Source organism: Methylorubrum zatmanii, assembly GCF_014845115.1.
GTDB lineage: Bacteria > Pseudomonadota > Alphaproteobacteria > Rhizobiales > Beijerinckiaceae > Methylobacterium > Methylobacterium zatmanii.
Window position 1 is genome coordinate 1 of record NZ_NKUI01000113.1, and the last position, 18,870, is coordinate 18,870.

17 protein-coding genes and 1 pseudogene are annotated in these 18,870 nt (G+C 69.8%); 9 read left to right on the forward strand and 9 right to left on the reverse strand.

The annotated features are described in order from the left end of the window. Positions 1-105: 105 nt before the first annotated feature. The 6 genes from MZTS_RS14575 to MZTS_RS14600 all read right to left on the reverse strand — a co-directional run bounded on the left by MZTS_RS14575 (position 106) and on the right by MZTS_RS14600 (position 3,920). Positions 106-705 (reverse strand): F0F1 ATP synthase subunit B, encoded by a 600-nt coding sequence (locus MZTS_RS14575; protein WP_281397052.1) that lies wholly within the window; start codon positions 703-705, stop codon positions 106-108. A 198-nt stretch (positions 706-903) separates the two neighbouring features. After that, positions 904-1,131 (reverse strand): F0F1 ATP synthase subunit C, encoded by a 228-nt coding sequence (locus MZTS_RS14580; protein ID WP_012455237.1) that lies wholly within the window; start codon positions 1,129-1,131, stop codon positions 904-906. A gap of 60 nt (positions 1,132-1,191) precedes the next feature. Then, a complete protein-coding gene (locus MZTS_RS14585; protein ID WP_192284395.1) occupies positions 1,192-1,947 on the reverse strand; it encodes a F0F1 ATP synthase subunit A in 756 nt (251 codons plus the stop codon). A gap of 98 nt (positions 1,948-2,045) precedes the next feature. Then, complete coding sequence (locus MZTS_RS25245) at positions 2,046-2,423, reverse strand: AtpZ/AtpI family protein (RefSeq protein WP_192284396.1); 378 nt, start codon at positions 2,421-2,423, stop codon at positions 2,046-2,048. 163 nt (positions 2,424-2,586) lie between these two features. Then, positions 2,587-3,240 carry a DsbA family protein gene (locus MZTS_RS14595; RefSeq protein WP_192284397.1) on the reverse strand — a complete coding sequence of 218 codons (654 nt, stop codon included), beginning with the start codon at positions 3,238-3,240 and terminating at the stop codon, positions 2,587-2,589. 197 nt (positions 3,241-3,437) lie between these two features. Next, on the reverse strand, positions 3,438-3,920 hold the full coding sequence (locus MZTS_RS14600; protein WP_009861361.1) for a DUF721 domain-containing protein: 483 nt from the start codon (positions 3,918-3,920) through the stop codon (positions 3,438-3,440). 192 nt (positions 3,921-4,112) lie between these two features. On the opposite strand from MZTS_RS14600, the gene mutY reads away from it, so the two are divergent. Beyond that, entirely contained in the window at positions 4,113-5,327 is a 1,215-nt protein-coding gene (gene mutY / locus MZTS_RS14605) for an A/G-specific adenine glycosylase (RefSeq protein ID WP_192284398.1), read from the forward strand. A gap of 165 nt (positions 5,328-5,492) precedes the next feature. Here the strand turns inward: mutY and MZTS_RS14610 are convergent, their stop codons facing one another. Beyond that, positions 5,493-6,689, reverse strand: coding sequence for a site-specific DNA-methyltransferase (locus MZTS_RS14610; protein WP_281397053.1), 1,197 nt, complete (start codon positions 6,687-6,689; stop codon positions 5,493-5,495). A gap of 429 nt (positions 6,690-7,118) precedes the next feature. Between MZTS_RS14610 and MZTS_RS14615 the strand changes: the two genes are divergently transcribed. The 7 genes and pseudogenes from MZTS_RS14615 to MZTS_RS14645 all read left to right on the forward strand — a co-directional run bounded on the left by MZTS_RS14615 (position 7,119) and on the right by MZTS_RS14645 (position 14,903). Beyond that, the gene (locus MZTS_RS14615; protein ID WP_192284400.1) at positions 7,119-7,466 is read left to right on the forward strand and encodes a septal ring lytic transglycosylase RlpA family protein; all 348 of its coding nucleotides are present in this window, start codon (positions 7,119-7,121) and stop codon (positions 7,464-7,466) included. A 233-nt stretch (positions 7,467-7,699) separates the two neighbouring features. Next, positions 7,700-8,017: a polyhydroxyalkanoic acid system family protein gene (locus tag MZTS_RS14620; protein WP_192284401.1), complete on the forward strand. Its 318-nt coding sequence runs from the start codon at positions 7,700-7,702 to the stop codon at positions 8,015-8,017. Positions 8,018-8,091: 74 nt separating this feature from the next. Then, complete coding sequence (locus tag MZTS_RS14625) at positions 8,092-8,307, forward strand: hypothetical protein (RefSeq protein WP_192284402.1); 216 nt, start codon at positions 8,092-8,094, stop codon at positions 8,305-8,307. A 100-nt stretch (positions 8,308-8,407) separates the two neighbouring features. Further along, the gene (locus MZTS_RS14630; protein WP_192284403.1) at positions 8,408-10,234 is read left to right on the forward strand and encodes an ABC-F family ATP-binding cassette domain-containing protein; all 1,827 of its coding nucleotides are present in this window, start codon (positions 8,408-8,410) and stop codon (positions 10,232-10,234) included. Between the two features lie 356 nt (positions 10,235-10,590). Then, positions 10,591-12,252: pseudogene (locus MZTS_RS14635) on the forward strand (porin). Positions 12,253-12,639: 387 nt separating this feature from the next. Further along, positions 12,640-14,625 (forward strand): flagellar motor protein MotB, encoded by a 1,986-nt coding sequence (locus MZTS_RS14640; protein ID WP_343068756.1) that lies wholly within the window; start codon positions 12,640-12,642, stop codon positions 14,623-14,625. Next, positions 14,622-14,903, forward strand: coding sequence for a hypothetical protein (locus tag MZTS_RS14645; protein ID WP_192284404.1), 282 nt, complete (start codon positions 14,622-14,624; stop codon positions 14,901-14,903). The genes MZTS_RS14640 and MZTS_RS14645 overlap by 4 nt, the downstream gene beginning before the upstream one ends. On the opposite strand, the gene MZTS_RS14650 is transcribed toward MZTS_RS14645, so the two are convergent. Next, positions 14,835-16,118 carry an adenylate/guanylate cyclase domain-containing protein gene (locus MZTS_RS14650; protein WP_192284405.1) on the reverse strand — a complete coding sequence of 428 codons (1,284 nt, stop codon included), beginning with the start codon at positions 16,116-16,118 and terminating at the stop codon, positions 14,835-14,837. The two genes, MZTS_RS14645 and MZTS_RS14650, sit on opposite strands and share 69 nt — an antisense overlap. 190 nt (positions 16,119-16,308) lie before the next feature. Here MZTS_RS14650 and MZTS_RS14655 point away from each other — a divergent pair, with 190 nt between their 5' ends. Then, on the forward strand, positions 16,309-16,902 hold the full coding sequence (locus tag MZTS_RS14655; protein WP_192284406.1) for an HD domain-containing protein: 594 nt from the start codon (positions 16,309-16,311) through the stop codon (positions 16,900-16,902). Here MZTS_RS14655 and MZTS_RS14660 read toward each other — a convergent pair. Further along, the coding region (locus MZTS_RS14660; protein ID WP_192284407.1) for a lytic transglycosylase domain-containing protein at positions 16,892-18,870 on the reverse strand (1,979 nt) is incomplete at its 5' end. The genes MZTS_RS14655 and MZTS_RS14660 overlap by 11 nt on opposite strands.

Genomic DNA, 18,870 nt, shown 5'->3' on the forward strand with positions numbered 1-18,870 from the left:
AATTCAGCGGTCAACAGCATGTCGGTCTCAAGCTCTCGGTCGGCGCTCCGCCCGGCGGGCCGGGTCGGGGCGGATGGCGGGCCGGCCGCGGGGCCGGCCGCAGGATCAGTGGGCGGGCGTCGCGTCGAGGGCGCGGTTCAGGCTGGCTTGGTCGGGGGCCTGACCGGTCAGGCGCTCCACGATGGCCGAAGCCGTCTCACCGGCGATGGTGCGGACATTGCCCATGGCCTCGGCGGTGCGGCTCCGGATGGTCGCCTCGGACGCGGCGAGCTTCTGGTTCAGCTCGGCCTCCAGCGCCTTGCGCTTGGCATCGGCTTCCGCCGAGAGGGCGTTACGGGTGTCCTGGGCGATGCTCTGGGCCTTGGCCTGGGCCTGACGCAGGGAAGTCTCGTAGGCCTCGCCGGCGGCATCGGCCTCGGCCTTCATGCGCTGCGCCTCGCCGAGATCGGCGGAGAGGCGGTTGGCGCGCTCACCGAGGATCGCCTCGATGCGCGGCAGCGCGACCTTGGACATGAGGTAGTAGAGCAGGCCGAAAGCCAGGGCGAGCCAGATCAGCTGCGAAAGAAAGGTGTGGCTTTCGAAGGGCGGGAAGGCGCCGCCGTGACCGCCGGAGGGATGCTCCGTATGCATGTGCGGGCTTCCGGGCGGAACGAGCGTCGTGTCCGCATTCTGGGAAGGGGTCGTGAGGGAATTCTTCTCGGCCATGGCCCTGTCCGGTGACGTCGGAAGACCGGCTCCGGATGCGGAGCGGCCGGATCAGCGTCTCTCGAGAAACCTCCGCCGTGCCGGGATGGCCGAGGCGGGAGCGATCCGTTGACCGCCGGTTCTGCGAGGCACTCTCAATGAGCGAGGGGAGCGCGGGTCGGGCCACTTGGCCGGCCCGCGCTCCCGGAAGGCGACGCGTCAGACGGCGAAGAGCAGCAGCAGGGCGACGAGCAGCGAGAAGATGCCGAGCGCCTCGGTGAGGGCGAAGCCCAGGAGGAGGTTGGTGCGCTGGCTATCGGCGGCGGACGGGTTGCGCAGGGCACCCGAGTAGAACTGACCGAACAGGTTGCCGAGGCCGATGCTGGCGCCCGCCATGCCGAGGCAGGCGAGGCCGGCGCCGATGTACTTCGCAGCGACGGGATCCATGGAACACTCCTGAAGTTCGAACGGGGTTCGTTGAGGGCGGAAGGGTCCGGCCGTGTGAGATCAGTGGCCGGGGTGGAGGGCGTCGGCGAGATAGACCGCCGTAAGCGTCGCGAAGACGTAGGCCTGGAGGGCCGCGACGAGGAACTCGAGGGCCGTCAGCGCGATGGTGAGGGCGAGCGGCAGGGGCGAGAGCACGCCCCAGGCGCCGGCGACCAGCAGCTGGACCACGAAGAACGCGAAGATCTTCAGGGCGATGTGGCCGGCGAGGATGTTGGCGAAGAGACGGACCGAGAGGCTGATCGGCCGCGACAGGAACGACACGATCTCGATCGGCACCATGATCAGCAGCAGCGGCTTCGGCACGCCCGACGGCACGAACACGCCGAGGAAGTGGGTGCCGTGCTTGGCGACGCCGTAGATCACCACGGTCAGGATCACCACGAGGGCGAGGCCGAAGGTGACGATGAGGTGGCTGGTCACCGCGAAGGCGTAGGGGATCATCCCGAGCAGGTTCAGGATGAGCACGAACATGAACAGCGAGAAGACCAGCGGCAGGAAGCGCTTGCCGTCGGCGCCGGTGGCCTGGTGCACCGTGTCGGCGATGAACTCGTAGAGCGTCTCGGCCAGGGACTGGAGACGGCCCGGGACGACGGAGCGTCCGGCCGTCGCCACGATGGTCAGCAGCGCGATGATGCCCACCGCGGCGAACATGTAGAGGGCCGACTGCGTGAACGCGAGCTGCTGCTTGCCGATATGCCCCAGAGTGACGAGCGGCTGAAGCTCGAACTGGTGGATCGGGTCGATACTGACCGCCATGTGCCCGCTTCCGCCCCTTATTAGTGTCGCGCCGGAGCCCGGCGGCTCCTTCTTTCGCGCGTCGCCCTTACACGATGCCGGCCGAGTCTCAAGACCCTTCAAGACTCTTGCCGGGGATCTTTCTCAGTTTTGCGGCCACTGAAGCCGCTCACCCGCATGACGTTGTAGATGCCGGTCACGAAGCCCAGCATCAGCATCACGATCATCCCCCACGGCTTGCTGCCGAAGAGATGGTCGACGATGTAGCCGATGATTCCGCCGGCGATCACGCCCGCGATGAACTCGGTCGAGAGCCGCATGGCCTGGCCGAGCGGGGCTGACCCGCCGGACGCGCCGGTGCGCGCAGCCGAAGAGGGAGCGGCTTTGGGCCGCTTGCCCTCGAGTTGCGTCTCGAGACGTTTGAGCCTCGCGGAGAGATCGCCGTCAGCGGGAGCCTTTTCCGGCCCGCTCCCGTCTCCCGTCGGATCGCCGCTCACGGGCGACCCCACATGTCGTCGAGAGCGAAGGAAAGTGGCACACCCCCTCGGCGCGGCGCACCATAGTTTCGCCAACCTTGAGTGTCAAGGCGACCAAAGCAGCTATCAAGCTGTTGAAATAACAACATAATTCTTGCTTTTCCACGGCCTTTCCGGCGCCGGATCAAGCTCCCAGCAGCGGCTTGATCACCTTCTCCATCTCCTCGATCGAGAGCGCTCCGCTGTGCTTCTCGCCGTTGATGAAGAAGGTCGGCGTCGATTCGACCTTCAGGGTGTCGAGGCCGCGGGTCTTCACCGCGTTGATGGCGGAGTAGACCTTCTGATCCTTCAGGCAGGCCTCGAACTTCTCCTTCGAGAAGCCGGCCTGGCGCAGAATTTGTTCCAAAGCATCGACCGGCGATTGCGGCTTGCGGACGAAGGCCCAGTTCGGCTGCTGATCGAACAGCAGGTCGGTGATCGGATAATACTTCGCGTCGCCGTCGCAGCGCGCCAGCATGAAGGCGGCGGTGGCGAGCGGATCGAGGGGGAACTCGCGCAGGGTGAAGCGCACCTTGCCGGTGTCGATGTAGCGCTCCTTCAGCACCGGCCAGGTCGTGGCGTGGAAATGGGCGCAGTGGGAACAGGTCATCGATGCGTATTCGATGATCGTGACCTTCGCATCCGCCGGCCCGAGCCAGACATCGCCGAGGGGACCGGGCTGGAGGAGGGCGGCGGCATCGGCCGATTGCGCCAGTGCCCCGAGGGTGAAGCGGGGCATCAGCACGGCGGTGCCGAGGGCAAGACCTGTCAGTGTCAAGGCGTCGCGCCGGGTGATCATGCCAGTGACGGGCTCCGTTCGCGGGCCAGGCACGGCCCGATGGCGCGCAGGATAAGGCGGAACCATTCCGCCCGGCCGGGGACGCGTCGCCGCGCGGCCTTTCCCGAGCCGCTTACCACGACGCAGGGCGACAGGCACGCCCTCCGAAGCCCCGTCCTCACGAGACAGTGCGGGAGCGTCCGTTCGGGACGAGGCCCTCAGGGCGCCCCGGTGGCGACGACGGCGATGCCGAGCCGGTCGAGGGCCTCGCGCAGGGGCTCCTCCTCGATGCGCGAGACCGCCAGCGCCACCTCGCCGCGCCGCGCGGGATCGAGCGGCCGCTGCGGCGGGCGGCGGGCGGCCCGGTGCAGGCGGTCCTGCCGCATCGCGATCTTGCCGACACAGGCCCAGCCGTAATGCGCGTTGACGCGCTGAATCACGATCGGCGCCAGATGCTGGAGTTCGAGGGCGAAGGCGCCCTCCACCCGGATCACCAGGGTGCCGGGCTCCGGCCGCCCCTCGGCGTCGCGGCGGGCGCGACGCGGCCATTCGAGCTTCACCGGCTGACACGCCCCGGCGAGGCGCGCGCCGACGATATCGGGCCATGCGGCGAGGATGTCGGAGGAGGCGAAGCCCTGCGCGGCGAAGGCGGGGCCGATGCAATCCTCGATCAATTCGCTCAGCGGTTTGACGCGCGCCATCGGCACCCCGGACGGTAAGGGGCAGGCTCAGCCTTCCCCTGAGACAATCGTACCCGAAACGACGCCCGCGCGGGAGTCGGCGCGGAGACGGATCGGGCTTCATCGGACGGAAACGGCGAGGCCGGTCACTTTTCGGCAGGACGCTTCGGCAAGGCGCTTTTTCCGTCCCCGCCGTCCCGCTATGGACGGGCCATGCCCGCCGCCTCGGCCGCCGACCTCCTCACTTGGTACGATCGCCACCGCCGCGCGCTGCCGTGGCGGGCGCTCCCCGGTGAGCAGCCCGATCCCTATCGGGTCTGGCTTTCGGAAGTGATGCTGCAGCAGACCACCGTCGCGGCGGTGAAACCCTATTTCGAGAAATTCCTGACGCTGTTTCCCGACGTGACGGCCCTCGCCACCGCGCCGGAAGAGGCGGTGATGTCGGCCTGGGCCGGGCTCGGCTATTATTCCCGCGCGCGCAACCTGTATGCCTGCGCCAAGGCGGTGGCCGCCGCCGGCGCCTTTCCCGAGACCGAGGAGGGTCTGCGCAAACTGCCCGGCATCGGTGCCTATACGGCGGGTGCCATCGCCGCCATCGCCTTCGACCGGCCGGCGGCGGCCGTCGACGGCAATGTCGAGCGGGTGATGAGCCGCCTTCACGCCATCGAGACGCCGCTGCCCGCCGCCCGCGCGCAGATCCGCCTGCTCACCCAGGGGATGGTGCCGACCCGGCGGCCCGGCGACTTCGCCCAGGCGCTGATGGATCTCGGCGCGACCCTCTGCACGCCGAAGCGGCCGGCCTGCGCGCTCTGTCCCTGGATGCTTCCCTGCCGCGCCCGCGCCGAGGGCCTGCAGGAGACTTTTCCGAGAAAGCTGAAGAAGGAGAAGGGCGCCCTGCGCCGGGGCGCGGCCTTCGTCGCCCTGCGGGCCGGGGACGAAGCGATCCTGCTGCGGACGCGGCCGGCCGAAGGCCTGCTCGGCGCCATGGCCGAGCCGCCGACGAGCCCCTGGCTTCCCGATTACGACCCCGCCAAGGGCCTGCTCGACGCGCCCCTCGATGCCCGCTGGAAGCGCCTGCCCGGTCTGGTGAAGCACGTCTTCACGCATTTTCCGTTGGAGTTGACGGTGTTCCTGGCCCGTGTCGGCGCCGGCACGGCTGCCCCGGAGGGCATGCGCTTCACCCCACGGGACGGACTCGATGCCGAACCGCTGCCGGGGGTGATGAAGAAGGTGCTGGCCCATGCGCTCGCCGGCCCGGCACCGCTCGCCGCGGCGGCGCCGAAGCCGCCCCCCGAGCCCGACCTCGCCACGCCGGCCGAGCCGGAGGCGCCGCAGCGGCGCAAGCCGATCCCGAAGCCCGCCTCGTCGCGGCCCTCGGATCTGGCACGGATCGTCAAGAAGGCGCCGAAACCGGTTCGGAGCCGCTAAGTCGATGCAGGGCGCTGCCCCGCATCCGCGAAAGGGCGTGTCCTTTCGAAACCGAGACCTAGCGCCGTGCCCGATCGCGTTGCCATCGAGCCCGCCTCCAGGCCCTCGTTGTGACGCGCTTTCTTGCGCCGACTGGGTCTCCACTTCGGCGGAAAGCGCTCTGGGCTACGCCCCGGCCTGGCCCCGCATCTGCGCGCGAAACTCGTCGATGCAGACGAGCCGTCCCCCACGCTCCGCGTGCCAGAAGGTCCAGCCGTTGCAGGCGGGAAACCCCTGCACCAGGGCGCCGACCTTGTGGATCGAGCCCATGGCCGGCCCGACGCTGAGTTGTCCGTCGGGACGAACCGTCGCCCGGAAGCGGCGGCGCTCGTCGGTCAGGGTCTCGCCCGGGCGCACATGGCCCGCCTCGATCACGCTGAGGAACGGGATGCGCGGCTCGGCCCGCTTCGGCGTCGCGAGCGCCAGGGACGCCGAGGACAGGGTCTCGATGCCGTCGATTCGCGCCCGCGCCGCTGCGGCGTAGCCGGGATCGCGCTCGCAGCCGATGAAGTGCCGGCCGAGGCGCTTGGCGACCGCGCCGGTGGTCCCGGTGCCGAAGAAGGGATCGAGCACGACGTCGCCGGGATTCGTAGCGGCGAGCAGGCTGCGGGCGAGCAGGGCCTCTGGCTTCTGGGTCGGATGCACCTTGCGGCCGGCCCCGTCCTTCAGCCGCTCCTCGCCGGTGCAGAGCGGGATGAACCAGTCGGAGCGCATCTGGAGGTCTTCGTTGCCGGCCTTCAGTGCGTCGTAATGGAAGGTGTACTTGGCCTGCGGCGAGCGGGAGGCCCAGATCAGGGTCTCATGCGCGTTGGTGAACCGCTTGCCGCGGAAGTTCGGCATCGGGTTGGCCTTGCGCCAGACGATGTCGTTCAGGATCCAGTAACCGAGATCCTGCAACGCGCTCCCGACCCGGAAGATGTTGTGGTACGAACCGATCACCCACAGGGTGGCGTTCGGCTTCATGACGCGGCGCGCGGCCGTCAACCAGGCGCGGGTGAATTCGTCGTAGGCGGAAAAGCTCGAGAACTTGTCCCAATCGTCGTCGACGGCATCGACGACGCTCTGGTCGGGGCGCGTCAGACCCGCCTCGCCGAGCTGAAGATTGTAGGGCGGATCGGCGAAGACGCAGTCGACGCTCGAAGCCGGCAACCGCTCCATGGCGGCGATGCAATCTCCGACCAGGATTTCGTCGAGGGGAAGTGTGTCGGGAAGACGCTGGACGGAGGGTGCGAGACCCATCCGCGGCGCCGACGCGGTCCGCCCGGTACGCGAGACAAGATTCCGGGCGGTGGCGCCGACGACCGCGGTACGCGGGGAAGCCATGGCAAACACCGGTTACGCGACTGACACCGGGACCATGCCGCGGACACGGTAAAGGTCGGGTTTGCCGCCGCGCGACCTGTGCGTCTCGTTATGGGTCGGCAGTTTTTGCCGGGCCGCGCCATGCAACAAATGCAAGGCTGTGACGCCACTCAAACACCCCCTCCCGAGTTTCGGCCAAGGCTTTCGCGCGATGCTGTCGAGGGGCCCCGAATGCTTGCGCGGCAAGTTCTAAGGATTGCGAGACACCCGCAGCAACACTCCAGGCAAGTAATCAATTCTTGCGGCGCACAAGCCGGCGGAAACCGCCGACGATAGTCTTAACGGCAGCTTACCGCACGGCGAGAAATCGACGTCTTATTTTGGCCGGGATCGGGCTCATTTTCCGCGGCGCACACAACACGTCGCAACAACAAGGGAATGCGATCCTCGATGAAGGTTACCAACCGGGCCGTTGCCATCTGCCTCGCCACCGTCATCGGCACCGCCGTCGCGCTGCCCGCCCAGGCCCAGAGCGGCCGGGCCTCCTGGTACGGAAGCGGCCGCAAGACGGCGAACGGCGAGCGGTTCAACCCCAACGGACTCACCGCCGCCCACCGCAGCCTGCCCTTCGGCACCCGCGTCCGCGTGACGAACCGGGCCAATGGCCGTTCGGTCGTGGTGCGGATCAACGACCGCGGCCCGTTCGTCGGCGGCCGGGTGATCGATCTCGCCCGCGGCTCTGCCCGCGCCATCGGCATGTCCGGCACCAGCTACGTCTCGCTCAACGTGGTGCGCTGAGCACGCTTCCGGTCGACCGGACCGGAAACGAGATCGGCAGCCCCTCCGTCAGGGAGGCGAAGACGGCCTCCGTCGCTCCGAAGAGGTCGGCCGGATGTCCCGTGACATCGGCGAGACCCTTCGCTCCGCCTGGCGTTGCAGCGGGGCCGCCCCCTTCCCATAATCGTCTCACCGGATGACGCGCGGGCCCGGAACGCTTTCCGTTCCGGGCCGCGCCGTGGGAGAGGGTCGAGATGGCGAAACCGATGGTGGTCGAGATTCCGCATGAACTCGGCCGCGACGAAGCCCGGAAGCGGATCGACGAGGGCACCGCCCGGGTGCGGGACGCGCTGGCCAAGAGCGGCATCGCCATCAACACCCTGAACTGGACCGGAGACCGCCTCGACTATTCCGTCACCGCCCTGACCCAGACCGTCGACGGCCAGATCGATGTCGGGCAGGACGTGGTGCGCGTCGAGGTGCGGATGCCGCTGCTGCTGTCGATGTTCGCCCAGAAGATCCAGCAGATCGTCGGCAAGGAGGGCAACAAGCTCCTCCTGACCAAGAAATAAGCGGAACCCCCTCGCCGACGCCCCGTTGGCGAGGGGCGGCGGCACGGTGCCCGCCGCCAGCGAGGTGGGTATCCATGGCCAATCCCGGACCGATCCCGGAAACTCCCGTTCCGCAGACACCGGAGCCCGCGACGCCCGACGCGCCGCAGGTGCCCGAGCCCGGCCCCGGACCTGAAATCCCCGGCGGCACGCCCACGGAGGCCCCCGGTGGGACGCCGGCCGAGATCCCGGTCGAGAGTCCCAGCCTGCCGGATTCGACGCCGACCGGGCCCGCCAATCCCACGGCCTGAGCCGAAGCGCGCTCTCACGAGGCCGGCCCGCGAAAGCCCGGCCGGCTTCGATCGTTTCGGTTCGATTGTTCCCGGCGGCGGCGGCTGCCATAAGCCGGCCATGGCCGCTCCCCCGCTCCTCACCCTTCAGGACGTCGCCCTCACCTTCGGCGGAACTCCGCTGATCGAACGAGCCGAGCTGACGATCGCCCCCGGCGAACGCACCTGCCTCGTCGGCCGCAACGGCTCGGGCAAGTCGACGCTCATGCGCATCGCCGCCGGCTTGGTCGAACCCGACCGGGCCGTGCGCTTCGTCCAGCCCGGCACCACGATCCGCTACCTCGCGCAGGAACCGGACTTTTCCGGCTTCGAGACGACGCTGGCCTTCGCCGAGGCCGGGCTCGCCCCCGGCGACGACGCCCACCGCGCCCGCTACCTGCTGGAAAGCCTGGGGCTGAGCGGCAACGAGGATCCCCGCCGGCTGTCGGGCGGCGAGGCGCGCCGGACCGCCCTGGCCCAGGCGCTCGCCCCCGAGCCCGATATCCTGCTCCTCGACGAGCCCACCAACCACCTCGACCTTCCCGCCATCGAGTGGCTCGAATCCGAGCTGAAGCGGACCCGCTCGGCCCTGGTGCTGATCAGCCACGACCGCCGCTTCCTGTCGGCCCTGTCGCGGGCGACCGTCTGGCTCGACCGGGGCGTCACACGCCGGATCGAGCAGGGCTTCTCCAGCTTCGAAGCGTGGCGCGACGCCTTCTTCGAGGAGGAGGAGCGGGACAAGCACAAGCTCGACCGCAAGATCGCCGACGAGGAGCACTGGCTGCGCTACGGCGTCACCGCCCGGCGCAAGCGCAATGTGCGCCGCCTCTCCGACCTCCAGACCCTGCGCAAGCAGAGCCGCGAGCACCGCCGCCCGGTGGGACAGGCGGTGCTGACCGCGAGCGAGGGCGAGGCCTCGGGCACCCTGGTCGCCGAGGCGCGGCAGGTCTCGAAGTCGTACGGCGAGCGCCGAATCGTCCACGATCTGACCCTGCGCATCCTGCGGGGAGACCGGCTCGGCATCGTCGGCCCGAACGGGGCCGGCAAGACCACGCTGATCAACCTCCTGACCGGCGCGCTCGCCCCCGATTCGGGCGAGATGCGCCTCGGCACCGGCCTCAACATGGTCCATCTCGATCAGTCCCGCGCGGTGCTGGAGCCGAACGCCACGGTCACCGAGGTGCTCACCGGCGGGCGCGGCGACAGCGTCACCGTCGGCGGCCGCAGCCGCCACGTCATCGGCTATCTCAAGGACTTCCTGTTCACCCCCGAGCAGGCCCGCACCCCCGTGAGCGTGCTCTCGGGCGGCGAGCGCAACCGGCTGCTGATCGCGCGTGCGCTGGCGCAGCCCTCCAACCTTCTTGTGTTGGACGAGCCCACCAACGATCTCGATCTCGAAACCCTCGACCTTTTGCAGGAAATGCTCGGCGACTATGCCGGCACCCTGATCCTGGTGAGCCACGACCGCGACTTCCTCGACCGGGTGGCCGGTACCGTCCTGGTGAGCGAGGGGGAGGGGCGCTGGATCGAATATGCCGGCGGCTACACCGACATGCTGACCCAACGCGGACGTGGGGTCGAGGCGCGCGGCGACGGCAAGGAGGGCAAGGCCGCCCGCGAGCGCGGCGAACCGCGGGAGAAGGCGCCGCGGGCGGAGCCGGCGCCGCCCCGGACGAAACTCGGCTTCAAAGAGCAACACGAGCTGAAGACCCTGCCGGCGCGCATGACCGAGCTGGAGGCGGGCATCGCCAAGCTGCGCGAGGTTCTGTCCGATCCGGGCCTCTACGGGCGTGATCCGGGCCGTTTCCAGAAGGCGACCGCCATGCTCGGTGCCGCCGAAGCCGAACTCGCCGCCGCCGAGGAGCGCTGGCTCACCCTCGAGATGCAGCGCGAGTCGCAGGGTGCCTGACCGCGCCCGCCCTTCGCGGTCGAGGTGAAGCAAAGCGGAAGAACACCGCGCCGCACCGCGCAATAGGGGGAAAACTTTTGTTCGCCGGCAGGGATTAAGTTGCGGACCTGCAACAGCTGTCGGGGAAGCCTATTTGTGACGCTTCCAAGACAGCCATGTCTGTTGCCCGTGCGGCGAGCCTCGCTCATGGTGACGCTGCGGACGGGACAACCCCGCCGTGGCTTGGCCAAGACCCGAACGGGAAGGCCTAAGCACCAAGGGAAACAAGGACGGGCAGGGAGGGTCGCCGCCGAGGCGCTCACCTTGCCAGAACAATGTCCATTCCCGTGGGTCTCGAAACTTCTGGAGGGTTTATCATGAAGCTCGATAAGAGCCTTCTCCTCGGATCGGCTGCGGGGCTGACCATCGTAGGTGGGGCTCAGGCCGCCGACCTGCCGGTGAAGAAGGCCGTTCCGATCGAGTACGTCCGCGTCTGCTCCGCTTACGGCGCCGGCTTCTTCTACATCCCTGGCACCGATACCTGCCTGCGCGTCTCCGGCCGCGCCCGCGCCGAATACGGCTATATCGGCAGCGACAACCGCAACGTGCCCGGCGGCGGCGATCTCTCCGGCTTCACCGGCCTCGCCCGCTTCAACTTCGACGCTCGCACCCAGACCGGCTACGGCACCCTGCGCGCCTTCCTGCGCCTCGACGCCGCCAGCCGCACCGGCAACACCAAGATCTCCTCGGGCACGAACCTGCGCGGCGGCTACGCCTTCTCCGGCACCGGCCAGGACCAGCTCGGCCGCATCCAGAACTTCATCAACGTCGACAAGGCGTTCGTGCAGTTCGCCGGCCTGACCGCCGGTCGCGCCTCCTCGTTCTTCGACTTCTACGCCCACGACTTCGAGATCATCGGCTAGTCGCTGGGTTCGGACATGCCGTCCACCAACCTGCTCGCCTACACCCAGAAGTTCGGTGAGGGCTGGTCGGCGACGCTGTCGATGGAAGACCCGAACTTCCGCAAGAACCCGCTCTACTCCGATGCGGCCGGCGCCACGGCCCTCGTTCCCGGCCAAGCCGGCCTGAACAACGTGTTCACCACGGCCCCGACGCCGATCATCCTCGGCACCAACGCCGTCGGCAACGCCACCGCCGTGGCCTTCATCGACGCCGTGCAGCGCTCGCGTATGCCCGACTTCGTCGGCTCGCTGCGCTACGACGCCGCCTGGGGTTCGGCTCAGGTTTCGGCCGCCGTCAAGGACATCAACACCGGCGGCTTCATCTCCGGCTCCGCGATCGGCGTTCCCGGCACGGGCGGCGCCCTCGCCGTCAACACCGCCACCCTGCTGGGCGCTCGCGGCATCGGCACCGGCGCGCAGACCGATTACGGCTGGGCGGTCCAGGGCGGCCTGAAGTTCAACCTGCCCTTCATCGCTCCGGGCGACGGCCTGTACCTCCAGGGCGCCTACGGCGAGGGTGCCTCGTTCTACACCGGCATCAACCGCTTCACCGCCGGCTACCTGAGCAATGCCTCGGTCTATGCGGGCAACCCGTTCAACCAGTACCTCTCCGATGCCATCGTCAACCCGCTGACCGGCCGCCTCGAGCTGTCCAACAGCTTCACGGCCGTGGCCTCCTACCTCCATTACTGGTCGCCGGAGTGGCGTTCGGCCTTCTACGGCAGCTACGGTGAGATCTGGTTCTCCGAGGGTGCCCGTCAGGCGGTCAGCCAAGCCAATGCCCTGGTCGGCGCGGCCTCGACGGTGGCTCCCCCGTCCTACCTCACCAACGCTGCCGGCTACGGCCTCAGCCCCGCCCTGCGTGACACCTACCAAGTCGTCACCGGCGCGAGCCTGATCTGGTCGCCGGTCAAGGACCTCGATATCGGCGTCGAGGGCCAGTACATCCGCACCGGCGTGAAGAGCGGCCGCGTCGCCGACAGCGACAAGGGCATCCTCGTCGGTGGCGTGCCGACCCGCACGGTCAGCAGCGAGGACGTGTTCCAGGCTCGCTTCCGGGTGCAGCGCGACTTCTAAGGCCAACGTGGCAGGCGGCGAGCCTGCCCGTCCCGGACGATCGGCACCCCGCCTCGTGTGGAGTGCCGCGAACTACAGGGAACCTCCAGACCCCGGCCTCGCGGCCGGGGTTTTTTCGTGATGGATGCGACGCGTCGGGTGCATCGTTCTGGAAATCGGATCCAGAACGATTCAGTGAAGGGCGAACGGCAACCCGAGAGAATCGGCCCAGGCAAAATCCGGCAGCCTTCAAAGCGCCCCGATGGCCGTGTCTGCTGGCTCACCCGTGATCCGGGATCTCCGTCGCGGTGCCGATGCACCGCGAGACAAGGTTCACGCGCCGTTGCCGGCCATCGAGCGAGGTCGAGCCCCGTGTCCACGCCTTCGCCCTCATCCTCATCACCCCAAGTGGCTAGCCCGCGATTCGCCCATCTCGGCTGGCTCCTCGGGCTTCCCCTGCTCAGCCTGATCGCCGCCTCGGCCGCCTATCTCGGCGCCCAGCGCGTCACCGAGACCCTGCAGCGGCAAGCGGCGGAGATCGCGTCCGCGACCGGGGAGGGGCAGCCGGAGCCCTGGCTGAAGGTCTCGGTCGAGGGCCGCGACCTCGTGGCCTCAGGAGAGGCCCCGGAAGAGGCGCAGCGCCAGGCGGCCCTCGGCCGGCTCACCCGCATCGAGGGCCATCGCCGCCTGACCGACCGGACCGGAGTGATCGAGGAAGTCTCGCCCTTCGTCTGGTCGGTGGAGCGCCCCGTTGCCGGCCGTCTCGAGACCACCGGCAGCCGGCCCGCCGAGGTCGGCGCCTTCGAACTGGCACAGCGCCTGAAGCCGGCCCTGCCGCGCGATGCCATCCTGAGCGACCGGGCCCGGGCCGCCCGGGGGGCGCCGCGGGACTTCCCCGACGCGGCGGCCTTCGCCGTCGAGCGGCTGCAGGATCTGACGACGGGCGCCACCGCGACGCTGAACGACACCGTGATTTCGATTCGCGGCGAAGCGGCGAGTCTGGCCGCCTACGACGCGCTGCGTACGGCGCTGGCAACCCCGCCGCAGGGCTACACCCTCGGCACCGTCGAGATCCTGCCGCCGGTCGTCGACGACTTCCATTTCGGCATCGCCCGCCGCCCGGACGGCAGCCTGGAGCTCGACGGCCACGTCGCCTCCGAGGCGGCCCGCGAAGAGATCCGCGCCGCCGCTGCGGAGGCTGCGGACGGGGCCGCTTTGGATGACCGGATGCGCGATGCGCGCGGCCTGCCGCCGGGCATCGACGGCTCGGCCCTGACCCGCTTCCTGGTCAGGCTGGCGGGCCTGCTCCACGAGGGGCGCGTCAGCTTCGAGCATGGGACCGTGTCGGTGACGGGCAACGCCCTCGATGCCGGAGCGGTCACCGAGGCCGACACGCTGATGCGCGATGCGCGCCCCGCCGGCGTCGCGGCGGGCCGGGTGGCCCTCACCGCACAGGCGATCGCCCCTTACGTCCTGCGCATCCGCCGCAATGCCGACAGCGTCACGGTGAGCGGCCACCTGCCGGATCAGGCGGCCCGCGAGGCGCTGATGGCGCGGCTCACTCCGCGCTTCTTCCACGAAAAGATCCGCGACCGCACGCGGCTCGCCGATGGCGCCCCGGCCGATCTGGCCACGGCTCTTACGGCAGCGATCGATCCGTTCTCGACCCTGGCGAGCGCCGAGCTGACGCTGACGGATAAGAGCCTGCGTCTGACCGGCACCAGCCTCTACCCTGAGAGCGCCGCCCGCCTGAGCAGGACGCTGCCGCAGGCACTGCCTACGGGCTGGACCGCTTCGGTCTCCGTCTCCTCCGGCGAGCCGGTGGCCGCGACCGCTTCGGCCGAGTGCGGCCGGCGCCTCGCGGAGCGCACCGCCGGACATCCCCTGCGCTTCGCCCCAGGGAGCGCGGCGCTCGCGCCGGACTTCTATCCCGTCCTCGATGCGGTGGCGGCCCTGGCCCGCGCCTGCCCGGCGGAGCGTATCGAGGTCGTGGGCCATCTCGACCCGGTCGGCGCCAAGCCCGAGGCTCAGACCGATCCGGTCGCCGTGGAGGCGGCGAAGGAATCGACTCCGAGGCCGACAGTCAAGGATGACGCGAAGGCCGCCAAAACCACCAAGAGCCGGACAGGCAAAACGGAGGACGCAGCCGCCAAGACCACGGCCAAGAGAGAGGCCGAGGCGAAGGAGGCCGCCAAGAGCGATCCGGCCAAAAGCAACACGGCAAAGACCGAGCCCGACAAGCTGGAAGCCGGCGCCGACCTCGCGCGGGCGCGGGCCCTCGCCGTGATCGATTACCTGCAGAAGGCCGGCGTGCCCCTGGATCGCGCCGCCGCGCCGGCGGGCGTCGCACCGCTCTCCGACCGGCAGGGCGTCGGACTCAGTCTGCGGTCGTGACCGTGCTCGTCTCGTCCCTCTGGCCGGAACTCGCAGCGGCCCTGGCCCTCGGCCTCGTCATCGGCGCCGTGACCGGGCTGCCCCGCGGCCGTATCGCCATGATGGCTGCCGGCCTGCTGCTCCTCGGCCTTGCGGCCCTGACCGGGCTCGCGATCTGGCAGGTCCTGCCCGGCGCGGCGGGTTTTCGGATCGAGGCGGGGGCTCTGGTGTTAGGCGCCTATCTCGCGGGCTGCGGTGTCGGAGGCTTGGGCCGGCTCGCAGCGCGACGCGCTTCCTGACCGGTCCTCCGGCACCGCAAGACCCCAGATCCGCTGCGTCCGCCCGACGCCGCGCAGGGCGAATTCGCCGACCGGGACCAGCGGCGCATCGCAGCGCCGGGCGAAGGCATCCGAGAGCAGCAGCGGGCGCTCCAGCGCGTCGCAGAGCCGCTCGATCCGGCTCGCCTCGTTGACCGCCCGACCGATCACCGTGAAGTCGAGGCGGCGGTCGGTGCCGACATTGCCCGAGACCACGCGGCCGTAATGGAGCACGATGTCGGCCTCCAGGGCCGGCAGGCCCTGACGGCGGCGGGAGGCGTTGAGGGCGGCGTTACGGTCGAGCGCCTCGCGGGCGGCGGCGAGCGCCCCGGCGCAGGCGGGACAGGCGAGGGCGTCGGGCTCGGCCACGGGGAAGACCGCCAGGAAGCCGTCGCCGAGGAATTTCGAGATCTCGCCGCCATGCCGCTGCACCGGCTCGCCCAGGGCATCGAAATGCTCATCGAGCCAGCCGACGACCTTCAGCGGATCGTCGCGATCCGCCACCGCCGTGAAGCCGCGCAGATCGGCGAGCAGGATCGCGGCGTGGACTACCGTACTCTGCCCCCGCCGCATCTCGCCCGCGAGCACCCGCGCGCCGGTGGCGGGTCCGAGATAGGTGCCGAGCATCTCCCGCATCGTGTGGGACAGGCTGAGCTTGGCCGTGACAAGGGCGAGCAGAGGCACCAGCCCGGCAAGGGCCGTCCGCTCATGCTCGGTGAAACCGCCGGCCCGATCGGTGGCGAAGGAGATGCCGACCCCCTCCATGGCCGTCCCCGGAGCCAGGGCCGCGAGATGAAGCTGGTAATCGGTGACGCCCGCTCCTCGCAGTTCGGCGAGAAGCGGCAAGTCCGGGTATGTCCCGGGCCGATCAAGCCGCCAGCGCACCGTGATGCGCTCCTGCGCCATCAGCCAGCCGACCGGGCTGAGGCTGAAGTCGCTCTCGCCCTCGGGACCATGGACGGTGGTAAACAGCGCCATGCCCTGACCACGCCGCCATGCCAGGCTCACGCCCCGGAACAAGGGATCGATGACCGGCACAGCCGCGCTGAAGCGCCAAAGCGGGCACCCGGCCGCAGACAGATCCTCGCAGAAGGCCTCGATGATGCGCTCCGCATCGTCCGTTTCCGCCGCCTGCGCGATCAGGCGGGACTCGACGGCACGGAGGGTCGCATCGGAGATCGGATCCGTTTGGGCCATGGCGGATCGAAGTCTAGCCGCCCCCGGCGCCGGATCCCAAGCCTCGCCCGGGGCGGCGCCTGTGGGAAATCGGCTATGGTATCGCTTGGCCGGACCGGTTCCTCACGAAACCGCTGCCCATCTTGCTTGGCAAGTCTTCCGGCGACACCGGGATCGTCCGCCGTGCCGATACACCTTCACGGACCACGACATGGATAGCGCCTCCGACCTCGACCGCCGATTCGCCTTTCTCGCTGAGATCGATGGGCTGAAGGCCGTGCTGCGGCAGAACCGGACCGTCGCCGAGGGGCGGCGCGAGAATTCGGCCGAGCATTCCTGGCATCTCGCCCTGTTCGCCCTGGTGCTGGGGGATCGGGTGCCCGGGCTCGATCTCGGCCGGGTGCTGGCGATGCTGCTCGTCCACGACATCGTCGAGGTCGATGCCGGCGACGTGCCGATCCACGGCGTGTTCGACGCCGCCGCCCTGGCCCTGGTGGAGCAGGCCGCCGCCGAGCGGATCTTCGGGTTGCTTCCGCCGGCACAGGGGGAACGCCTCCTCGCGCTCTGGCGGGAATTCGAGGCGGTCGAGACCGTCGAGGCCCGCTTCGCCAAGGCGCTCGACCGGCTTCAGCCGCTCCTGCTCAACACGCTCACCGGCGGCGGCACCTGGGCCGAGAACGGTTTGACGGAAGCGCAGGTCATGGCGCGCTACCGGCCGGTGATCGAGCGCGGCGTGCCGGATCTCTGGCCGTATGTGGAGGCGATGATCCGCCGCCACTACGCCGGATCGGCCGCTACGGCGTGACCGGCTGCGCCTCGGCGCTCACCGCGCTGCGGGCCCCCCGGGCGAGGTCGCGCTCGATCATCAGGGCGCTCTTGCCGTCGAGGCGGTTGCGGTAGACCTGCAGGTTCTCCATCACCCGCTGCACGTAGTTGCGCGTCTCGGTGAAGGGGATGCGCTCGACCCAATCGATCGGATCGACCTCCGGCCGGCGCGGGTCGCCATAGGCATCGACCCATTTCTTCACGTTGCCGCCGCCGGCGTTGTAGGAGGCGAAAGCGAGGATGTAGGAGCCCTTCCAATCCTCCATCAGCTCGCCGAGATGGGCTTGGCCCAGCCGCGCATTGTAGGCCGGGTCGCTCGTCAGCCGGTCGGTGTCGTAGGAGGCCGCGACACGCTTGGCCGTGCGCTGGGCGGTGGCCGGCATCATCTGCATCAGGCCCCGCGCCCCGACGCCGGACTGGGCCCGGGGATCGAACTGGCTCTCCTGCCGGGCGATGGCGAAGACCATGGCACGCTCGACCTGCGGCACGGCGGTGAAGGTCTCGTAATCGGGGATGCCGATGGTGGGGTAGGCGTGGCTGTCGAGGGCGAGCCCGCGCTGGGTGGCGAGCTTGCCGATGGCCACCAGCGCCCGGGCGTCGCGCGCCTCCACCGCCGTCTCGCCGAGCGCATTGACCTGCGCTTCGTCGGTGAGCGAGCGGGCCGCATCGATGTAGAGCGGCAGCGCCAGATCCTTCAGCGAGGCCGCCGCCAGGAGCTTCAGCCCGCGGACGAACAGCCTGTCCGCGAAGGTGGCGCGGGCGCTGGGGTTCAGCTCAGCCGCGCGTCGCAGGGGCAGGCTGTGCTGGCCGAGCCGGGCCCGGGCGAGCTGCCCGTAATAGGCGATGGGCTGAAGCGCGGCGCGCTCATAGAAGGCCTTCGCCTCCGCCGGCTTACCGGCAGCCTCGGCGGCACGGCCCTGCCAATAGGCGGCGCGGGCCAGGGAGATCGGCGTCTCGGCCACGGAGGCGGCCTGGGCGAAGTGGCGCTCGGCCGCCGCCGGATCGGCCATGAAGCGCAGGGCGATCCAGCCGGCATGGAACTCCGCCTCGATCCGCTTCTCCGAGGTGCGGGCGGAATGGGCGGCGGCGACGGCGTAGGCGGTTTTCGGATCGCCCGCATCCATCAGCTTGCGGGCAACGATCCGACGCTCGACCCACCACGTATCCCCGTCGACGATGACCTCCGGGTTGGTGGGCGCGGAGAGCAGCACCTTGGCCGCCTCCGCCGCCTTGTCGGCACGACGGAAATACTGGGCCCGCGAGAGCAGGTAGGACGAATCGTTGCGCAGGGAGGGCGGCACCGCGGCCAGCGCGGCGGCGGCACCGGCCTTGCCCTGCACCGCCCGGCGGGCTCGCACCAGGCTGGCATAGGCGCCGCCGGCATAATCCGCCGCCCGAGCCGCCGTCGCCCAATCCTCCTTCAGGAGGGCCCGCTCCATCCGGTAGCGGTGATCGATCACGGTGAGGACGCCGGGGAAGGCGTCGGCCACCTTGGCCTCCAGGCTGCGCCCGAAGCTCTCCTCGCGCCACAGGTCGTGCACCAGTTCGGCGGCATCCGCGTCGAGCCCGTCGGCCCGCAGGGCGAGCGCCAGGGCGAACTTGCCCGGCGCGCTGGTCGGCTTGGCGCCGGCGAAATAGGCCCGCACCACCGCCGGGCTCTTCTTCTCGGAGAGCAGCCGTTCCTCGGCGCGGCGGCGCAGGAGCGGGCCCGCCGGCCAATCGGGATTGGCGCGGGAGAAGGCGACGATCCGCTCGAAGCTGATGCCGGCCCCGGCCCGGATCGCCACCCATTCGAGCAGCGCCCGCGCCGCCGGATCGGTGAAGCCTCCGGCGAGCCGGTCGCCATCGGAGACCTTGCCCTTGCGGTAGAGGTCGATCGCCTCGCGTAAGGAGCCGAGATCGGTCTCCCCGGACACGATCGGCCGGGCGGGGTCGGGCACCTCGGGGG

Coding starts and splice junctions, on each gene's coding strand:
- MZTS_RS14575 (WP_281397052.1), bottom strand. CDS start 705: ATGGCCGAGAAGAATTCCCTCACGACCCCTTCCCAGAATGCGGACACG.
- MZTS_RS14580 (WP_012455237.1), bottom strand. CDS start 1,131: ATGGATCCCGTCGCTGCGAAGTACATCGGCGCCGGCCTCGCCTGCCTC.
- MZTS_RS14585 (WP_192284395.1), bottom strand. CDS start 1,947: ATGGCGGTCAGTATCGACCCGATCCACCAGTTCGAGCTTCAGCCGCTC.
- MZTS_RS14595 (WP_192284397.1), bottom strand. CDS start 3,240: ATGATCACCCGGCGCGACGCCTTGACACTGACAGGTCTTGCCCTCGGC.
- MZTS_RS14600 (WP_009861361.1), bottom strand. CDS start 3,920: ATGGCGCGCGTCAAACCGCTGAGCGAATTGATCGAGGATTGCATCGGC.
- mutY (WP_192284398.1), top strand. CDS start 4,113: ATGCCCGCCGCCTCGGCCGCCGACCTCCTCACTTGGTACGATCGCCAC.
- MZTS_RS14610 (WP_281397053.1), bottom strand. CDS start 6,689: ATGGCTTCCCCGCGTACCGCGGTCGTCGGCGCCACCGCCCGGAATCTT.
- MZTS_RS14615 (WP_192284400.1), top strand. CDS start 7,119: ATGAAGGTTACCAACCGGGCCGTTGCCATCTGCCTCGCCACCGTCATC.
- MZTS_RS14620 (WP_192284401.1), top strand. CDS start 7,700: ATGGCGAAACCGATGGTGGTCGAGATTCCGCATGAACTCGGCCGCGAC.
- MZTS_RS14625 (WP_192284402.1), top strand. CDS start 8,092: ATGGCCAATCCCGGACCGATCCCGGAAACTCCCGTTCCGCAGACACCG.
- MZTS_RS14630 (WP_192284403.1), top strand. CDS start 8,408: ATGGCCGCTCCCCCGCTCCTCACCCTTCAGGACGTCGCCCTCACCTTC.
- MZTS_RS14650 (WP_192284405.1), bottom strand. CDS start 16,118: ATGGCCCAAACGGATCCGATCTCCGATGCGACCCTCCGTGCCGTCGAG.
- MZTS_RS14655 (WP_192284406.1), top strand. CDS start 16,309: ATGGATAGCGCCTCCGACCTCGACCGCCGATTCGCCTTTCTCGCTGAG.